Annotated in this window: 12 protein-coding genes and 2 pseudogenes; 8 read left to right on the top strand and 6 right to left on the bottom strand. The window is 62.2% G+C overall.

Annotated elements, in window-relative coordinates; translation table 11 throughout:
* Positions 1-149 precede the first annotated feature (149 nt).
* The 8 genes and pseudogenes from JN403_RS22685 to JN403_RS22650 all read left to right on the top strand — a co-directional run bounded on the left by JN403_RS22685 (position 150) and on the right by JN403_RS22650 (position 7,253).
* Positions 150-1,466, top strand: a complete 1,317-nt coding sequence (locus JN403_RS22685; protein WP_122537573.1) for an MFS transporter — start codon at positions 150-152, stop codon at positions 1,464-1,466.
* Positions 1,467-1,517: 51 nt separating this feature from the next.
* Positions 1,518-2,509, top strand: a pseudogene (gene araD1 / locus JN403_RS22680) (AraD1 family protein).
* 218 nt (positions 2,510-2,727) lie between these two features.
* Positions 2,728-4,053 carry an MFS transporter gene (locus tag JN403_RS22675; RefSeq protein WP_205484417.1) on the top strand — a complete coding sequence of 442 codons (1,326 nt, stop codon included), beginning with the start codon at positions 2,728-2,730 and terminating at the stop codon, positions 4,051-4,053.
* Between the two features lie 82 nt (positions 4,054-4,135).
* The gene (locus JN403_RS22670; RefSeq protein WP_205484414.1) at positions 4,136-4,435 is read left to right on the top strand and encodes a DUF5629 family protein; all 300 of its coding nucleotides are present in this window, start codon (positions 4,136-4,138) and stop codon (positions 4,433-4,435) included.
* Positions 4,436-4,733: 298 nt separating this feature from the next.
* Positions 4,734-5,903, top strand: a complete 1,170-nt coding sequence (locus tag JN403_RS22665) for a lactonase family protein (protein WP_205484412.1) — start codon at positions 4,734-4,736, stop codon at positions 5,901-5,903.
* Between the two features lie 184 nt (positions 5,904-6,087).
* The gene (locus JN403_RS22660; RefSeq protein ID WP_065986171.1) at positions 6,088-6,270 is read left to right on the top strand and encodes a hypothetical protein; all 183 of its coding nucleotides are present in this window, start codon (positions 6,088-6,090) and stop codon (positions 6,268-6,270) included.
* Positions 6,271-6,834: 564 nt separating this feature from the next.
* Positions 6,835-7,026, top strand: a complete 192-nt coding sequence (locus tag JN403_RS22655) for a hypothetical protein (protein ID WP_205484410.1) — start codon at positions 6,835-6,837, stop codon at positions 7,024-7,026.
* Positions 7,023-7,253 (top strand): hypothetical protein, encoded by a 231-nt coding sequence (locus JN403_RS22650; protein WP_205484408.1) that lies wholly within the window; start codon positions 7,023-7,025, stop codon positions 7,251-7,253. Before JN403_RS22655 ends, JN403_RS22650 begins: the two co-directional genes overlap by 4 nt.
* Positions 7,254-7,288: 35 nt before the next feature.
* Here JN403_RS22650 and JN403_RS22645 read toward each other — a convergent pair whose 3' ends face one another.
* The 6 genes and pseudogenes from JN403_RS22645 to JN403_RS22620 form a co-directional block, all read right to left on the bottom strand.
* Positions 7,289-7,918, bottom strand: a complete 630-nt coding sequence (locus JN403_RS22645; RefSeq protein ID WP_205484406.1) for a glutathione S-transferase — start codon at positions 7,916-7,918, stop codon at positions 7,289-7,291.
* A 2-nt stretch (positions 7,919-7,920) separates the two neighbouring features.
* Positions 7,921-8,430 carry a peptidylprolyl isomerase gene (locus tag JN403_RS22640; protein WP_037013702.1) on the bottom strand — a complete coding sequence of 170 codons (510 nt, stop codon included), beginning with the start codon at positions 8,428-8,430 and terminating at the stop codon, positions 7,921-7,923.
* A gap of 101 nt (positions 8,431-8,531) precedes the next feature.
* A complete protein-coding gene (locus JN403_RS22635) occupies positions 8,532-12,179 on the bottom strand; it encodes an AAA family ATPase (protein WP_205484404.1) in 3,648 nt (1,215 codons plus the stop codon).
* Entirely contained in the window at positions 12,176-13,414 is a 1,239-nt protein-coding gene (locus JN403_RS22630) for an exonuclease SbcCD subunit D C-terminal domain-containing protein (RefSeq protein ID WP_205484402.1), read from the bottom strand. The genes JN403_RS22635 and JN403_RS22630 overlap by 4 nt, the downstream gene beginning before the upstream one ends.
* 67 nt (positions 13,415-13,481) lie before the next feature.
* Complete coding sequence (locus JN403_RS22625) at positions 13,482-15,167, bottom strand: BatD family protein (RefSeq protein WP_205484400.1); 1,686 nt, start codon at positions 15,165-15,167, stop codon at positions 13,482-13,484.
* Positions 15,164-16,884: pseudogene (locus JN403_RS22620) on the bottom strand (tetratricopeptide repeat protein). Before JN403_RS22620 ends, JN403_RS22625 begins: the two are co-directional and overlap by 4 nt.

Here is a 16,884-nt window from a genome sequence, read left to right as displayed (position 1 = left end):
AGTGGAAGAGTTGTAGTCTTAAATAGTAATACTATATAGTCGATCTCGACCGAGGGACGACCCTGCCGGCTTCTTCCGCAGCAATGCGCACACGAAGGCAGAGGCGATCCCCGCAGGCTTCCATAACAAAAACAATGAGGACCGCATCCATGAGCCAGGAACTCAGGCTTATTCGTCGCATCACCCTGAAACTTATTCCCTTTCTGATCCTGCTCTACCTGATCGCTTATGTGGATCGTTCCGCCGTCGGCTTCGCCAAGCTGCACATGGGCGCGGACGTGGGCATCGGCGACGCGGCCTATGGCATGGGCGCCGGCCTGTTCTTCATTGGCTATTTCCTGTTGGAGATCCCCAGCAACCTGATGCTCGAACGCTTCGGCGCGCGGCGCTGGTTCGCCCGGATCATGCTCACCTGGGGCGCCATCACCATGGGCATGGCGTTCGTCCAGGGCCCGACCAGCTTCTATGTCATGCGCTTTCTGCTGGGCGCGGCCGAAGCGGGCTTCTTCCCGGGCGTTCTGTACTACATCACTCAATGGTTCCCGGTCCGCCATCGCGGCAAGATCCTCGGCCTGTTCATTCTTTCCCAACCGATCGCGATGATGATCACCGGCCCGATTTCCGGCGGTCTGCTGGGCATGGAAGGGGTGGCCGGTCTGCACGGCTGGCAGTGGCTGTTCCTGTGCATCGGCGCGCCGGCGATTCTGCTGACCCTGCCGGTATTGCGCTGGTTGCCTGACGGCCCGAAAGACGTGAAGTGGATGGATCCGGTCGAGAAACAATGGCTCGCCGGCGAGCTGAAAAAGGACCTGGAAGAATACGGCCAGACCCGCCACGGTAATCCGCTGCACGCGCTGAAAGACAAACGCGTTCTGCTGCTGGCGCTGTTCTACCTTCCGGTCACCCTGAGCATTTATGGCCTGGGCTTGTGGCTGCCGACGCTGATCAAACAGTTCGGCGGCAGTGACCTGACCACCGGCTTCATCTCAGCCGTGCCTTACATCTTCGGCATCGTCGGCCTGTTGATCGTCCCGCGCAGCTCCGACCGGCTCAACGACCGCTATGGCCACTTGGCCGTGCTGTATGTGATCGGCGCGATCGGTTTGTTTCTGAGCGCGTACCTGACCGTGCCGGTGCTGCAACTGGCGGCGCTGTCGCTGGTAGCGTTCTCACTGTTTTCCTGCACCGCGGTGTTCTGGACCTTGCCCGGTCGTTTCTTCGCCGGCGCCAGTGCCGCGGCGGGCATTGCGTTGATCAACTCGGTGGGCAATCTGGGCGGCTACATCGGCCCCTTCGTCATCGGCTGGCTGAAAGAACTGACCGGCAATCTGGCCAGCGGCTTGTACTTCCTTTCGGGCGTGATGATCTGCGGCCTGATTCTGACCGGCGTGGTCTACCGTGTCCTGGAACGCAAGCACGTCTTGCCCGAGTCCAAATTCGCCGCCAGCGCGCGCGGCTCTCGTTAACCTCAGGCCGCTCTCCGGGGCGGCCGTGTAGACCCCAAACAGGAGAATCCCATGCATTTAGTACAGTTCGAGCTGGGCAACGGCCAGCGTCGCGTCGGTCTGGTGGACGGCCCCCTGGTGCGCGAAATCCAGGGCGCGACCAGCACCCGTGATCTGGCCCTGGCAGCCATCGACAAAAAATCTCCCTCGCTGAACAGGTCGACAGCCTGGGCCTGGGCGACAACCACGATTACTCGCAGCTGCGCGCCGATCTGATGATTTTGCCGCCACTGGATCACCCCGATCCGGCGCACTTGTTGGTCAGCGGCACGGGCCTGACCCATCTGGGCAGCGCCTCGGCCCGGGACAAAATGCACCAGCAGGGCAATGACGAAGCGGGCATGACCGACACCCTGCGCATCTTCAAATGGGGCCTGGAAGGCGGCAAGCCAGCAGCCGGTCAGCCGGGCGTGCAGCCGGAGTGGTTCTACAAGGGCGACGGCAGCATCGTCATTCGCCCGGGTGAGTCGTTCCCGCAGCCGCCGTTCTCCGAAGACGCCGGCGAAGAGCCTGAGCTGAGTGGCCTGTACGTGATCGGTCACGATGGCAAGCCTTACCGCCTGGGTTTCGCCATCGGCAATGAATTCTCCGATCACATCATGGAGCGCAAGAACTACCTGTACCTGGCCCATTCCAAGCTGCGTGCCTGCTCGTTCGGCCCGGAGCTGCGCGTCGGCGATCTGCCGCAGAATCTGGCGGGCACCAGTCGCATCCACCGTGACGGCCAGGTGCTGTGGGAGAAGGAATTCCTGAGCGGCGAGGCCAACATGTGCCACAGCCTGGAAAACCTTGAATACCACCACTTCAAATACGCCCAGTTCCTGCGCCCGGGCGATGTGCATGTGCATTTCTTCGGCACCGCAACGCTGTCGTTTGCCGACGGCGTCAAGACTCAACCGGGCGACACGTTCGAGATCAGCCAGCATGAGTTCGGCGCGCCGTTGATCAATGGCATCGCGCCGGCCGAGGCCGTTTTCCAGCCGGGCGGCATCAAGCAGCTTTGATTCCTGGCCGGCTGCACAACGCTTCAATGGCCAGGACTGCATGCGCGGTGATCCGCCGCGTTGCAGAGATTTTTGTAGGAGTGAGCTTGCTCGCGATGCGGTGATTCAGTCCCTGAACGGGATGACCGGAATTTCGCTATCGCGAGCAAGCTCACTCCTACAGTGGCTGGCTGCTGCGCTCGATACGACACCCATAAAAACAAAACGAGGTGCGACCCATGACCGCCACTGCCATCCCGCTGGAACGCCTTGATGCCGACGCCCTCGAGGACAGCATCTATCGCAAGGTGAGCTGGCGAATCGTGCCGTTGTTCATCGCCTGTTTTCTGTTCGCCTACCTGGACCGCGTCAACATCAGCTTTGCCAAGCTGCAAATGGCCAGCGACCTCGGATTCAGCGAAACCGTTTACGGACTGGGTGCGAGCCTGTTCTTCGTCGGCTACTTCCTGTTCGAAGTGCCAAGCAACGTGCTGCTGCACAAGATCGGCGCGCGAATCTGGATCGCGCGGATCATGGTCTCGTGGGGCATCGCCTCCGCCTGCATGATGTTCGTGCAGACCGAGTTCTGGTTCTACACGCTGCGCTTTCTGATCGGTGTGATGGAAGCCGGCTTCGTCCCCGGCGTCCTGTATTTCTTCACCCAGTGGTATCCGGGCTCACGTCGGGCGCGGGTCAACTCCTACTTCAAAAGCTCCATCTGCCTGTGCGGGATCGTCGGCGGTCCGATTGCCGGGCTGATCCTCGGTCACTTCGACGGCGTCATGGGCCTGGCCGGCTGGCGCTGGCTGTTCCTGATCGAAGGCATTCCGTCCATTCTGCTCGGCGGCGTGGTGTTCTGGCTGGTTAAAGACCGTATCGAGGACGCCACCTGGCTCAGTGATCAGGAGAAACAGGTGGTACTGGCGCGCATGGCAAAAGAGGCCAAACCCGTCGTTAAACAGACCGTAAAGGACATCTGGAAACACCCGACCACTTACGTGATGTCTGGCATTTACCTGTGCCTGGTCATGGCGCTGACCGGGCTGTTGTTCTGGATGCCGCAGTTGATCAAAACCGCTGGCGTGACCGACACCCTGAACATTGGCTTGCTGACAGTGATCCCGTATGTGGGCGCGGTGATTGGCAATCTGCTGATCGGCGCCAGCTCCGACCGCCACGGCGAACGCCGCTGGCACATGGCGGGCTGCGCGACGCTGACCGCTGCGGGCTATCTGGTCTGTGCGTTGTTTCCCGGACAACTGGTGCCGCTGATGATCGGCATGACCATGATCATGACCGGCATCATCGCCTGGATGCCGATTTTCTGGACCATCCCGCCGCGCTTTCTCACCGGTATCGCCGCCGCTGCGGGCATCGCGCTGATCAACTCCCTGGGGCAACTGGGCGGGATCATCGCGCCGTTCATGGTCGGCCGCATCAAGGACCTCACCGGCACGGCGACGCCGGCGCTGTTCGCGTTGTTCGGCGTCAGCGTGCTGGCCATCGCGCTGATCGTCTGGGGCATCCCTTCGCGCTACTACGTGAAGGAAGCGGTTCAGGACTGAACCTGCGGTCATCGGACGCCGAGGCCAGCGCCTCGGCGTCTTTCCCCTATCATTCGCGCTTTCACTGATGCGAACCACTGCCATGACCACCACACCTCAATCCCTGCGCACTGAACTCCAGGCCGCGCTGACCGCCCACAGCATGCTGGAAATCGACGGCTTGCACGCCTTCGAATTCACCCTCGACGAAATGCTCCAGATCGAAAGCATGGACGGCCGCGAGCGCAAGGTCTGGCGCTTCTCGCTGGCGCAGATCGACGCTGCCGAATTCGATGCCGAGCTGCAGAGCTGGGTCATCAATGACGGCAACGCCGACCACCGCATCGTCGTGCTCAATGGCATCTCGGCGAGTGACGAGGATGACGAGGGCGAACAGGAGTAATCGCGTACTCATCAATCAAGGCGACATGGCGGATAACGGGTGATAACCCTTCTGCGCCTGACCTCAATTTAGAGGGCAACGCCTATTCTCCGTAGGAGCCGGCTTGCTGGCGAACGCATTCTTCCAGTCGCCGCAGCGGTGAGAGATTCATCGTGTTCGCCAGCATGCCGGCTCCTGCAAATGTGCTGCGTGCCCCGAGGCGTCCAGCCCCAGGCAACTACTTTCCGCACTACGCTGTCATAGCCGGTGAACGCCCGCGTGCACGGCACGCCAACAACTCCAACAAGAGAACACCCCAATGACTCCCAGAATTCTGCCGTGGTTAGTGCTCGCCAGCAGCCTTTCCGCGCTCTCCGTTCAGGCCAAACCCATGACTGATTACGACGTACTGGTCGGTTCGTATACCGCCGGCGCCAGCGAAGGCATTTACCGCTTCGGCTTCAACACCCAGACCGGCCAGCTCGATGCCAAGCCGCGTCAGGTCATCCAGACTGAAAACCCGTCCTGGCTGACGCTCTCCAAGGACCAGCGCCACATGTTCGCGGTCAACGAAAACGGCCCGGGCCAGACTGACGTCGTCGGCAAGGTCAGCAGCTACTCAATCGATCCCAAGACCCATGCGGTGTCGTTTCTTAATCAGGTTGACACCAAGAGTGACGAGCCGACCCATTCCAGCCTGAGCCTGGACGGGCGTTTCCTGTTCGTTGCCAACTACGCCGTACACCCTGATCCGGGTGGCCTGCTGGCGGTAGTGCCGGTCGGCAACGACGGCAAACTCGCGCCGGTGGTGCAGACCGCGACCCACGAAGCGAGCAAGGTCAATCCGGAGCGTCAGGCTTCATCCCACGTCCACGCCGCGGTACCGACGCCGGATGGCAAGTACCTGATCGCGATGGACTTGGGCGCCGACAAGATGTTCGTCTTCAACTACGACGCCAAGCAGCCCCAGCCGCTGCAACCCGCGAAAGTGCCTTCGGTCGATCTGCCAGCGGGCAGCGGTCCGCGTCACCTGACCTTCAGCAAAGACGGCAAGCACGCTTGGCTGACCATGGAAATGACGGCGCAAGTGGCGGTGTTTGACTACCACGACGGCGTGTTCAAGCAGACCCAACTGGTGGATCTCGCCAACAAGGAAGGTCAGCAAAACCGCGCTGCCGGTGGCCTGCACACCTCGCCGGACGGCAAATTCCTCTACGTTGCCAACCGTGGCGAAGTGAATGAGCTGCTGGTGTTCAGCATTAATGCTGCCAACGGCCAGCTCAGGGAAATCCAGCGCCGCGCCGTGGAAGGCAAGGAACCGCGCGAATTCGCCTTCGACCCGAGCGGCCACTTTGTGCTGATCGCCAACCAGAAGAGCAACCAGATCGTGACCGTTCGCTTTGACCCGAAAACCGGTCTGCTGGGCGACACCGTGCAGAAAGTCGACTTAGATTCGCCGTCTGACTTTCATTTCCTGACGGCGCACTGACGCCGGCGTGACACTTTGACGCAGGCTCGGCCCTTGCTCCACAAGGGCTCTGGGCCTGTATCAATTCAAGTGATAAGGGCTAGTGCCAGAAAAGATTTTTTCCAGAACATCCTCGGGCGTAACTTTCATTCCACGGCCACGACGGTCAAGACTTGAAACGACACACCACAGCGAGGTACCCACCATGAACTTCAATCTCTTCTCCATCATCGCCGCGTCCGCCATCTCCGCCACCGTTGCATTGCCTGCCAGTGCCAGTGTTGAAGCGACCGACAAGAAAGTCAGCTCGACCCAGAGTTACACCCCGAAGTACCTGCAACAAAGCGCCAACTTCTACGCCGCTCTGGATCACAAGATTCAACAATGAATAGAAATTCGAAGTGAATCCATTCCCCGTTAACGAACGTATCGTTGCCGGGGAATGGATTTGTAAGAACCTGGTTTTTAACGGCAAGTTTTTGATCACCGGAAAACGCTTTCGCGAGCAACTTCGTCTTCTACAGGTTGATGCGACCTACTGACCATTGCGTGTCAGGCCATGCATCAAGTGCCGGCGAGCTTGTTCGCGAAAGCGCTGAATTCCTCCCTTGGTCCCCGTCTGCTGAATAAGCGATGGGGATTTTTTGTGGGTTGTATCCAAGGGGGTGACGCCCGGTTTCCGACAGCAGGCACTGATCCTGTGGAAACGAGCTTGCTCGCGAAGACTGCATTCCAGCCTCTGGAGATTTGGTGGATGTCCCAGCCTATTCGCGAGCAAGCTCGCTCCCACTTGGATTGATGTAAGTATGACCAACGCGTTGGTCTATTTACCTGATTAACTTCTTGAATAATCAACCCCATCGATTTTTTGAATCGCCAGCCATCGTTTTTTAATAACTATCACTTCAAGCATTCTGGGCGCCTGAAACAGACACGTCCCGGAGCTACACACATGGCCACTGCCATCCTCAATTCAATCAAACACGGCGCTTATACCGCCATCGCGTTGTATGTTGTTTTCATCGCAGTGGTTACCGTCATCAGCACGAACCCACAAATAAATGCCCCGTCGCAGATGTCGACGCAAACAGCATCCGTTGAAGTCATACGAGCGCCAGTTCAGTCCCAGGGGCGTGCGTCGTGAAAGGCGCGAACTTCTGGGGGATTGTGTTCTTTGCACTGATCAACAACGGCTGCTCATTGCTCGGCCATGGCGAAGGTTCGGTGGGCGGTGTGGCACGCAGCATGGAGTTCAAGACAGAGGTCGCTGAAGCGGTCGAGATGCAGCGCTCGCAGAAGCTCAACACCGGCAATCCGCCGCCACGGCACAGCGAGATGATCTCGCCGATCTTTCAGTTGGAAGTGGCGTAGCGAAGTGGTTTGGCTATTAACCGATGCGGTTGCAATCAGCGCTTGGCCATCGCCGTGATGAACAGCTCCGATGCCAGAAATCGCTGCAACCAGCGCTGCAGGTGAGGGTAGGGGCTTTGCCAGAACCAGTCCGCATCCACCGCGCAAAATTGCCGTATGAACGGCGCAATGGCGGTGTCGGCCAGGCTCAGTCGATCGGCGATCAGAAAGTCCCGTGACGCCAGTAACTCGTTCAGCCTGCGCAGAAACCTCTCGCCCCGCTGGCGGTATTCTTCCTGCGTGAATTCGGGATAACGCACGGCGTATTTGTAGTGATCCAGATCCTGTTTGAAGCTGCTGTCGTTTTCCGCGATCAGCGCGGCGATCTGTTGCTGACCTTCGACGTTGCGTGCGAGGGACCAATCGTCCGGGTCATGCTGCGCCAAGGCCCAGTGCATGATGTCCAGACTCTGCTCCAGCACCCGGTCTTGCAGCACCAGAACCGGCACGGTGCCTTTGGGTGAGCGTTCGAGCATCTCGGCCGGTTTGGCCTTGAGGCTGACTTCCACGGTCTGCACCGGTGCGCCGCAATATCCCAGCGCCATGCGGGCGCGCATGGCGTAGGGGCAGCGGCGAAACGAGTAGAGCGTCGGCACCGTCGATTCAGCGTGAGGCGCCGACGTCATGCTCAAGCCTCGGTCAGTTCGCCGCAATCGGCGATGACGACTTTCTTGCTGGTGCGGCCGGATTGCGAACCCAGCGCTTCGATGGCCTTGACCACGTCCATGCCTTCGATGACTTTGCCGAAGACGACGTGTTTGCCGTCCAGCCATTCGGTGACGATGGTGGTGATGAAGAACTGGCTGCCGTTGGTGTTCGGGCCAGCATTGGCCATCGACAGGTCACCTGGGGCGGTGTGCTTGAGGGTGAAGTTTTCGTCTTCGAACTTGTTGCCGTAGATCGACTTGCCACCGGTGCCGTTGTGGTTGGTGAAATCACCGCCCTGCAGCATGAAGTTCTGGATCACGCGGTGGAAGGACGAACCCTTGTAGCTCAGGCCGTCGCCTTTTTCGCCGGTGCACAGCGCGCGAAAGTTTTCAGCGGTTTTCGGAACGACGTCGTTGTGCAGCTCCATGACGATGCGGCCCATCGGCTCGTCGTTGGCAGTGATGTCGAAGAATACTTTTGAGTTTGCCACGTGGTTTTACCTTCTTTCGAGTTTGGCGCGACTGTCGCGCAAGGGATACAGGGTTGCACAGAAACGCCATCGGGCGCTTCCGTGCGTCGTGAAAAAACGGATTAGCCGCTGCTGACCTCGACGGTGCTCAGGCCATTGCCCTGACGCCGCACCTGAATCTGCACGGGGATTCGCTCGTGCATTTCCTGCACGTGGGAGATCACCCCGACCTTGCGGCCCTGGGCCTGCAGCCCGTCGAGGGCGTCCATGGCCAGTTGCAGGGATTCAGGATCGAGGCTGCCGAAGCCTTCGTCGATGAACAGCGATTCAATCTTCAGCGTGCTTGAAGCCATGGACGCCAGGCCCAGCGCCAGGGCGAGGGACACCAGGAAGGTTTCACCGCCCGAGAGCGAGTGAACCGACCGAAGTTCGTCGCCCATTTCGGTGTCCATGACCAGCAGGCCGAGCATGCTGCCGCCGCGTTTCAGGCGATAGCGACGCACCAGCTGCTTGAGCTGCGCGTTGGCGTGGTGCACCAGCAGATCTAGGTTGTAGGCCTGGGCGATCTTGCGGAACGTATCGCCGGTGGCGGAGCCGATCAGCGCGTTGAGTCGGCCCCAGCGCAGATATTCAGCGTGTGCGTGGGCGATGCGCTGTTGCAGCTCGCTGCTGGCGTCGCGACGGCGGTTGTCTTCGCTGACCTGGGCGCGCAGGTCGGCGCACAGTTGATCTTGAATCACCGATTGCGCCTGCGCTTCGGTCAACGCGGCCAGTAACTGCTCGGCGTCGCCACTGTCGCTGTGCTGGGCCTGATGCTGTTGCAACTGCGCCGCGCGCTCTGCCACCAACACCCTGGCTTGCTCCAGCGCCTTTTCGCTGGACTGCAATTGCTGACGTAACCCGCCAACACTGTCGTCGCTCATCCCCAGCAAGGTCTCAAGCGCGGCATCATCCAGCTCGCTGTGGCTACTGCGCCACTCGGCGATCTGCCGTTCGAGTTCTGCCAATTCCTGTTCAAGGGCCAGTAAGCGGTGTTGCTCACCCTCCAGTTCGGCGGTCAGCTTGATCAGTTCGCTGCGCGCCGCTTGCAGTTCGTGGGCAATGGCGGCCTGAGCCTCACGGGCCTGTTCGACCGCCTGTTCAAGGGCGTGCTGCCAGCGCTCGGGCGACGCGTGATCGCCGAGGGTCTGTGCCAGGCGCTGTTGCACCGTCTGTTGCTGCTGATGACGGGCCGCGAGTTGCGCTTGCACCTTTTGATGTTCGGTCTCGCGACTCTGCTGCGCAACTTGCTCGCGTTCTAGTTTTTGCGCCCGCTCGCTGTGCTCCTGCTGCTCGGTCTTCTGCTGATCGAGCTGCTCGACGCGTGCGGCAATGTCGTTGTCCAGCTGCATGAAGCTCTGGGTCGCCGACTCGCGCCACTGGCTCAGGCTTTCGGCGGGTAGCAGGGGTTCGAACTCCTGCAGCGCCGCTTCGAAATCCTGGTTGTCCAAGGCGATGTGGCGTTGCTGATCGTCCAGCAGCTTCATGGCCTGCTGACTGGCCTCGCGCGCCTCAAGCACTTGCTGCTGCAGGGACTCGGCATCCCGCTGCACTTTCAGCAGACGGGTCTGGCGCTGCTCGGCGCTGACGATGTCCTGGGCCAATTGGTGCAGGCGTTCGCTCAGCCAGTCGCCGCGCAGGTGCTCGGGTTGCTCCAGCAAGCGCGGATACAGCGGGTGAGCTTCCAGCTCAGGTGCCAGGGTCTGCAGCTGTTCGGCCAGTTGGTCCTGCTGCGGTTTGGATTGCTTAAGCTGGTTATTGAGCTCGGCAACTTCGGCGCGCAGCTCGGCGAGCTTTTCGCTGAGCTGCCCGACGGTTTGCCGGGCGCGCGCCTCTTCGCCATCGTCATGGCCGGACAGCGCTTCCAGCAACGCGGCCGACTGGTGATACGGATGCTCTTCGCTGCCGCACACCGGGCACGGTTGCTGATCGACCAATTGCTCGCGCAGTTGCTCGACACTGGCGCTGCGGGCCAGGCGCTGGCGCTGCAGCAGTTCGACGGTGACCTTCAGCGCCTGCTCGGCGGCTTCGTGTTCGGCCTTGAGTTTCAGGCCTTGGGCGATGCCTTGGGCGCGACGCTCGGTGGCCTGCTGCTGGCGGGTTTGCACGTCCAGCAACCGGCCGGCGACGTCCTGATGGCGCTGCCACAGGCGTTCGAGCGAGTCGCTGGCGCCGTGCTGCTGGCGGTTGTCCTGCAGCAGTTGCCCCAGCCGGTCGATGTCGTGGCTGACCGCATCGGCCTTGACCTCGGCGTCGTCGTACAGCGCCTGCAACGCGCTGCGGCGCTCGCTCAGGGTCTGCTCGGCGAGGGTGGCGTTTTTCTCCAGCTGCGGCAGCTCGGCACGTCCCTGAATCAGGCGCGCGCTGAGCTGCACGGTTTGCTGAAGACGCGGCCGGTAGGCGCTCCACGACTGACTCAACGTGGTCAGCGACGCGCTCTGTTCCAGCTGCTCGGCGATCGACTGCAAACGCGCTTGGACCTGGCGCTGCTGCTCGGCGAGTTGATCGAGTGTCGACTGGCCCTCGGTGCTGGCCTGCTGCGCGGCGCGTGCCTGCTCGCCAAGCGGTTGCAGCTCCTGATTCAGATGATTGAGCTGAGCCTGCTGCTCGAACGCTTCACTCAGGGCCGGCCGCGCATTGAGCAGTTGTTCCTGCGCTTGCTGCAACGCGCCGTCGGCGCTGATGCGCTTGCTGTCCAGGTCGGCGATGCGCCCATCAAGCCCGGTTTGCTTGAGCTGATGGGCCTGAATCGCGGCGGTGAGCGGCGCGAGCTGAGCGTGAAGCCGGGCGCGCTGACCGAACAGATGCCGCTGTGGCGCCAGACGCTCCAGCAGCGCAAGCCGCTGGCGATCAGCGCTGTGTGCGTCCCACGTCTGCTGGGCGCTGGCAAGCTGTTCGTTGGCCGCCTGATGGCTGTCGCGCAGGCGATTCAATTCCTTGAACCACTGTTGCTTGAGCTCCAGCTCGCGCAGGTGCGCCTGTTGCAGTTTCAGCTGCTGCTGAGCGTCGTTGAAGCGCTGCTCAAGCTCGGCGCGATGCTCCGGCTCCATCGGCGTCAGCGTGCCGGCCTGGGCCTGAAGGGTTTTCAGCGCTTCTTCGGCTTCCTTGCTTTTGCTGTAGGCGCGGCGGCCCAGCTGGCTGTAGATCGCCGTGTCGGTGAGCTTCTCCAGCAGTTCGCTGCGGTCTTTGTCGTCGGCCTTGAGGAAGGCGCTGAACTCGCTTTGCGCGAGCATCACCGCGCGGGTGAACTGCTCGAAGTTCAGCCCCAGCCGTGCTTCGAGCAGGGTCTTGTACTCGGTCTTGTTCTGCGTGCTGAGAATCTGCTCGCTGTCCAGATCGATCAGCGTCTGGCGGCTGGCCTGCAGTTTTTTCGTGGCGTTGTCGCGGGCGCGGTTGGCTTCCCAGCGCGCGCGATAACGACGCTTGTCGATGCCGACGAAATCCACCTCGGCGTAACCGCTGCCGGTGCCGCGACGCAGCAGGTTGCGCGGGTCGTTTGTGCTGATGTCGCCATCGATCTCCGGCACGCGGGACTGGCCGATGTTGTTCAGCCGGGGAATCGCGCCGAACAGCGCCAGGCACAGGGCGTCCAGCAACGTGCTTTTGCCCGCGCCGGTGGGGCCGGTGATGGCGAACAGGCCGGCGCTGGCGAGGGGCTCGGCGGTGAAATCCAGCTCGAAGGGGCCGGCCAGCGAGGCGAGGTTTTTCAGGCGAATGGCGAGGATTTTCATGGCTGCTCGCTCTCCAGCTGAACGTCCTGAAGCAGGGTCGCGAAGTCCTGCAGCGTCTGCTCATCTACTTCGCTGCCGTAACTGTCCTGCCACGCACGGCTGAACAGTTCCTGGGGGCTCAACTGGTCCAGTTCGATCAGGTCCTGGTTGGCGTCTTCGCGGCGGCCCTTGCCGGCGTATTCGGCAGCGATCCGCACCAGCCGAACGGCCTTGCCTTCCAGCGCGGCCTCGATCTGGTTGCGCAGGTCTGGCTGCGGTTCGTCCAGGCGCACGCGGACTTCGAGCCACGGCTGACGGTCGACATCGGCCAGCAGGTCGATGTCCGGCAGATCCCGCAGCTGCAGCAACAGCTCGGCCAGTGGCGCCGGGCCGACCCTTTGCAGGTTGACGGCGCGGGGAATCAGTAACGGTTTGACGCTGACCAGTGTGTCGCCGTCGCACTCGATTTCGAGGATCTGATGCTGGTAGCCGATTTCCGAAAACGACAGGGGAATGGGCGAGCCGCTGTAGCGAATGCGGTCTTCGCCGTTAATCCGCTGGGGCTTGTGCAGGTGACCCAGCGCGACGTAGGTGATGCTGTCGCCGAACAGTCTCGCGGGCAGGGCTTCGGCGTTGCCGATGATCAGGCTGCGTTCGGAGTCTTCCGACACTGAGCCGCCGGCCATGTGCGCGTGGCTGATGGCGATCAGCGCCTGGCCTTTCTTGCGCCGCTGATTGGCGGCGGCGATGAGCATTTCGTGGACCTGCCCGATGCCGCGCAAGTAGTTGTCGCCCAACGCGGCGCCGGTGACTTCAGCGGGGCGCAGGAAGGGCAGCGCCAGGCACCAGCCGACGATTTTGCCCTTGGCGTTGCTCAGCGGCAGCAACAGGCGATCGACGTCGAGCACGCCGTCGTCGAGCCAGAGCACCCGGCCCAGGGCGTGGGTGCGCAGGCGTCGCATCAGCGGCGCGGGCAGTTCGATGCGCGAGCCGGAGTCGTGGTTGCCGGCGATCATGACGATGGTCAGCTGCGGGTTCTGCTCGTGGGCGCTGACGATGAAATCGTACAGGCGCTCCTGGGATTTGACCGGCGGATTGACCGTGTCAAAGATGTCGCCGGCGATCAGCAGGACATCTGGTTTGCGCTCGGCCAGACGGGCCAGCAGCCAGGTCAGAAAGCTGGCGTGTTCGAAATCTCGCTCCTGACCATGAAGGTTCTGGCCGAGGTGCCAGTCGGAGGTGTGGAACAGACGCATGGGGGTACCTTGGTTTAACAATCAGCGCATTGTGTCTGTGACCGGTGAATGCGCTGATCGATGGAAATCATTTTGGATAAAGCGGCGGCAAGCTGTCGCCTCCGCTCGGGTCCTGGGGGTTTTCGATGGCGGGCAGCGCTTTGACGGCGCGCCAGAGGTCGTCGCCCAGCCACAGTTTTTCGGTCTCGCTGTACAGCGCGCCATTCAAGCCATCCAGCGCATGGGACAGCGGCACGAAGCGCGCGGCCATGTCGGCCAGGGTTTCCGGCTGCTGACGGGCCCAGGCGTCCAGCGCCTGGCGGGTGGCGTGGGGGTCGTTGGCCAGGCACGCGCGTTTCAGGTCGTCGAGCACTGTACGCGGACTCGGCCCCGTTTGCGCGACTCGGGCCAGTGCCGGTTGCCAGCGGCCGCGCCACCACAGGCCGAAGCCCAGCAGCGTGGTGAAACTCAACAGCACCGTGCTCAACTGCCATGGCCAGACCGGCGGACCCATCACCGTCACATTTGCGTTGTCGCTCACCGGCGTGTCCACGGCAAAAGCAGGGTTGAGGCTGACCTGCAAGGTGCGAGCGGGGAGGGCGCTGTGCTCCAGGTGATCTTCATGGGTGTTCCACCAGACCAGATCGACAGCGGGGATTTCGATGGCACCGGGACGATTGGGCACCAGCGCCTCACGCTCCTCGCGCACGCCGGTCAAACCGCGTTCGCCGGGCTGATTGCTGAGTTGCGGCTGATCGGGGTAACGGCGCAACGCACTGACGTCAGTGGCGGGCAGCGGCGGCAACTGCGCGCTGGACAAGCCTTCGGCCTTGAGCTGCAAGGTGCGCGTGAGGGAATCACCGACCTGACTGTGGGCGGGATCAGGGCTCCAGCTTTCGCTGAGGCTGACGCTGCGCGCCGGTAGCCATGGCGTGTCGGCCGGGTAGTGCGCGGGTTGCGGCTTGACGTCGAGGGTCAAGGGAAGCGATGTCACGTGCATCAATCGGCCAGGTTTCGGGCCGCTGGCAATCGCGCCCGGTGCCATGGCAGCGGCCGCAGCGGCGTCGGTAGTGTCCTGAACCAGCGTGGCGCTGAACGCCTGTGCCGGGATGGTCAGCACACCGCTGTGCTGGGGGTACAGCGCGTAACGCATTTCGATCACGCCGTGGCGAACGCCATTGATTTGCTTCTCGTACGTGCGCGTCTCGCCGAGCTTTTCGATGCGCGCGTCGGGCACTTGCAGCGGTGTCAGGCTGCTGTCGTCGAACAGCGACACCGAGTGGTAGATGCGCACGGTGAGCAAGACCTGCGCCTGAACATACACGCTGTCCTGATCGAGGCTCGCCTCCATGAACACCGGGGCGAGCTTCTGCTCCTGACCCTGGGCGGCGGGGCCGACGTCGACCACTTGCAGCACGATCGGCTGGCTGGTCATTTCGCCCAGTTTCAGGGACGGGATTTCGATCGATCCGCTGTGGCGCGGCATCAGCGTGATCAGCCAGCGGGTCGTCGCGTGGACGTTGCCTTCCAGCGTGGTCAGGCTGTTGAGCTGGCGGGTGTCGCGGACCTCGAAGTCGGCGTCCAGCGCGCTCATGTCCGGCCGGCCGAAGACGGTCGCGTCGTCGGTCTCAAGGGTCAGTTCGACGGTTTCGCCAGTGTTGACGCGCGTGCGATCGACGCTGGATTGCAGCGTGGAGCCTGCACTGCCGGCCTGCGCCACCAGGGCAAACAGGCACCACATTCCTGCGATCAGCAACCTGTGCAGACGACTCATCGGGTCTTTTCCTGATGCTGCTGTTGTTCGTACCAGAATTTGCGCCGCAACAGCTCACCGGGTTCGTCGGGGATCTGTCGCAGCCATTGTTCGAGCGCCTGTTTCTGCTCGCCATCGATTTGCCCGTCCCCCGGTTTGCCGGAAGCGCGGGCAGGCTCATCGCTGTCGGATCCTGCGCCAGAAGCCTGCTCGTCGGCCGAGGCTTCCTGATCGCTGGCCGAGCGGTCGGCATTGGCATCCTGCGGCGCTGACTGCGCGTTCGATGACGTCTGTCCGGCATTGCCTTGGCGGGCATTGTCGGCGTTCTCGTCAGTCTTCGCCTTCTCGTCTGCTTTTGCCTGATCCGACGCTTTGCTTTGCTCCAGGAGCTGTTCCACCAACGCCTTGTTGGCCAGCGCCGCCGGGAAGTCCGGTTGACGCTCCAGCGCCTGTTCATAGGCGTCAATGGCGCCTTCCAGTTCACCACTTCGGGCCAGTGCATTACCACGATTGTAATGGTCCGCGGCGCTGCTGCCCTGGGCAAAGCGCTGGACGGCGCCAGCGTAGTCACCGGCCTGATAGAGGGCAACGCCTTGCCACTGGGGGTCTTCGAAATGCCGAGCGGCTTCCGCCGGGTGATGCCGCTTGAGCAGGTGTTGGCCCTGCTGATCGGGCGTGCGCCACAGGTCTTCGAAACTGAAGGCATAGCTGGGTTGCGGTACGGCCATCAATAGCAACGGCAAACACAACAGCCAGCCGCGACGCCCGGCGCAACCGGCCAGCAGCAGAAGCGGCAGCAGCAACCAATAGCCCTGATCCGCCCAGCGGTCGAGCCGCACTTTCTGGCCCTGGCTGATCAGGCTCTTCGGACCGTCGAGCAGGCCGAGTTCGTCGAGGTCCTGATTGTCCAGGCGCAGCGCGGTGTAGCGACCGCCCATGCTGTCGGCGAAATCCTTGAGCACAGGCCCGTCCAGACGCGGCACGAGAATGCCGCCCTGGGCGTCCTTCAGAAACCCGCCTTTCTCTTGCGTGACTGGCGCGCCTTCCGCCGTGCCGACACCGAGCATTAACAAAGGGGGGCATCGCGGCCGGTCATCGCGGCGCGAATCCCCTGACGTTCGGCGTCGCTGAGGGATGAACCGACCCACAGCAGTCGCCCCTGGCCCAGGTCGCCCTGTTCCAGCAAATCCAGCGCCTTGCGCACGGCGAGGTCGGCGCGCTGGCCGGCTTCAGGCATGATCGATGGCTTGATCGTATCCAGCAGGTTTTTGCTGGTCGCCAGGTCATCGGACAGCGGCACCAACGTGTGGGCGCTGCCGGCGTACACGATAATCGCGGTCTGTGAATCGCTGCGCGCCTGTAGCAGATCGAGCAACTTGCGCCGCGCCTGTTCGAGTCGGGTGGGCGGGCTGTCAGCCGCGAGCATTTCCGGGGTCAACTCGATCATCACCACCAACGGATCGACCGGCCGCTGGCTGTTCTGCTCAACCCGCTGCCAGCTCGGCCCGAGCAGTGCCAACACCGCCAGCAACCAGCCAAGGCCCAGCACCACCCACGGCAATTTGCTTTCCCGACCGCCGCCACCGCTGAGCAAAGCAGAATGAAAGGCGCTGGGAATAATCATCTGCCAGCGCCCGACGCGCTTCTGCCGATTCCATAACCGCCACAACAGCCAGCCAAGCGCTGGCAGCATCAGCAGCCACCCCGGGCGCGACCAATGGGGCCAGAGACCGGACAG

Origin of the sequence: Pseudomonas sp. 15A4 (assembly GCF_016925575.1) — a bacterium.
GTDB lineage: Bacteria > Pseudomonadota > Gammaproteobacteria > Pseudomonadales > Pseudomonadaceae > Aquipseudomonas.
The sequence above is the reverse complement of the archived record's forward strand: the minus strand, read 5'-3'. Positions and strand labels throughout refer to the sequence as shown.

Bases quoted from the DNA above. Each gene is read 5' to 3' on its own strand.
- JN403_RS22655 (WP_205484410.1), top strand. From the start codon at position 6,835: ATGGCCACTGCCATCCTCAATTCAATCAAACACGGCGCTTATACCGCC.
- JN403_RS22625 (WP_205484400.1), bottom strand. From the start codon at position 15,167: ATGAGTCGTCTGCACAGGTTGCTGATCGCAGGAATGTGGTGCCTGTTT.
- JN403_RS22630 (WP_205484402.1), bottom strand. From the start codon at position 13,414: ATGCGTCTGTTCCACACCTCCGACTGGCACCTCGGCCAGAACCTTCAT.
- JN403_RS22685 (WP_122537573.1), top strand. From the start codon at position 150: ATGAGCCAGGAACTCAGGCTTATTCGTCGCATCACCCTGAAACTTATT.
- JN403_RS22675 (WP_205484417.1), top strand. From the start codon at position 2,728: ATGACCGCCACTGCCATCCCGCTGGAACGCCTTGATGCCGACGCCCTC.
- JN403_RS22635 (WP_205484404.1), bottom strand. From the start codon at position 12,179: ATGAAAATCCTCGCCATTCGCCTGAAAAACCTCGCCTCGCTGGCCGGC.
- JN403_RS22660 (WP_065986171.1), top strand. From the start codon at position 6,088: ATGAACTTCAATCTCTTCTCCATCATCGCCGCGTCCGCCATCTCCGCC.
- JN403_RS22665 (WP_205484412.1), top strand. From the start codon at position 4,734: ATGACTCCCAGAATTCTGCCGTGGTTAGTGCTCGCCAGCAGCCTTTCC.
- JN403_RS22670 (WP_205484414.1), top strand. From the start codon at position 4,136: ATGACCACCACACCTCAATCCCTGCGCACTGAACTCCAGGCCGCGCTG.
- JN403_RS22645 (WP_205484406.1), bottom strand. From the start codon at position 7,918: ATGACGTCGGCGCCTCACGCTGAATCGACGGTGCCGACGCTCTACTCG.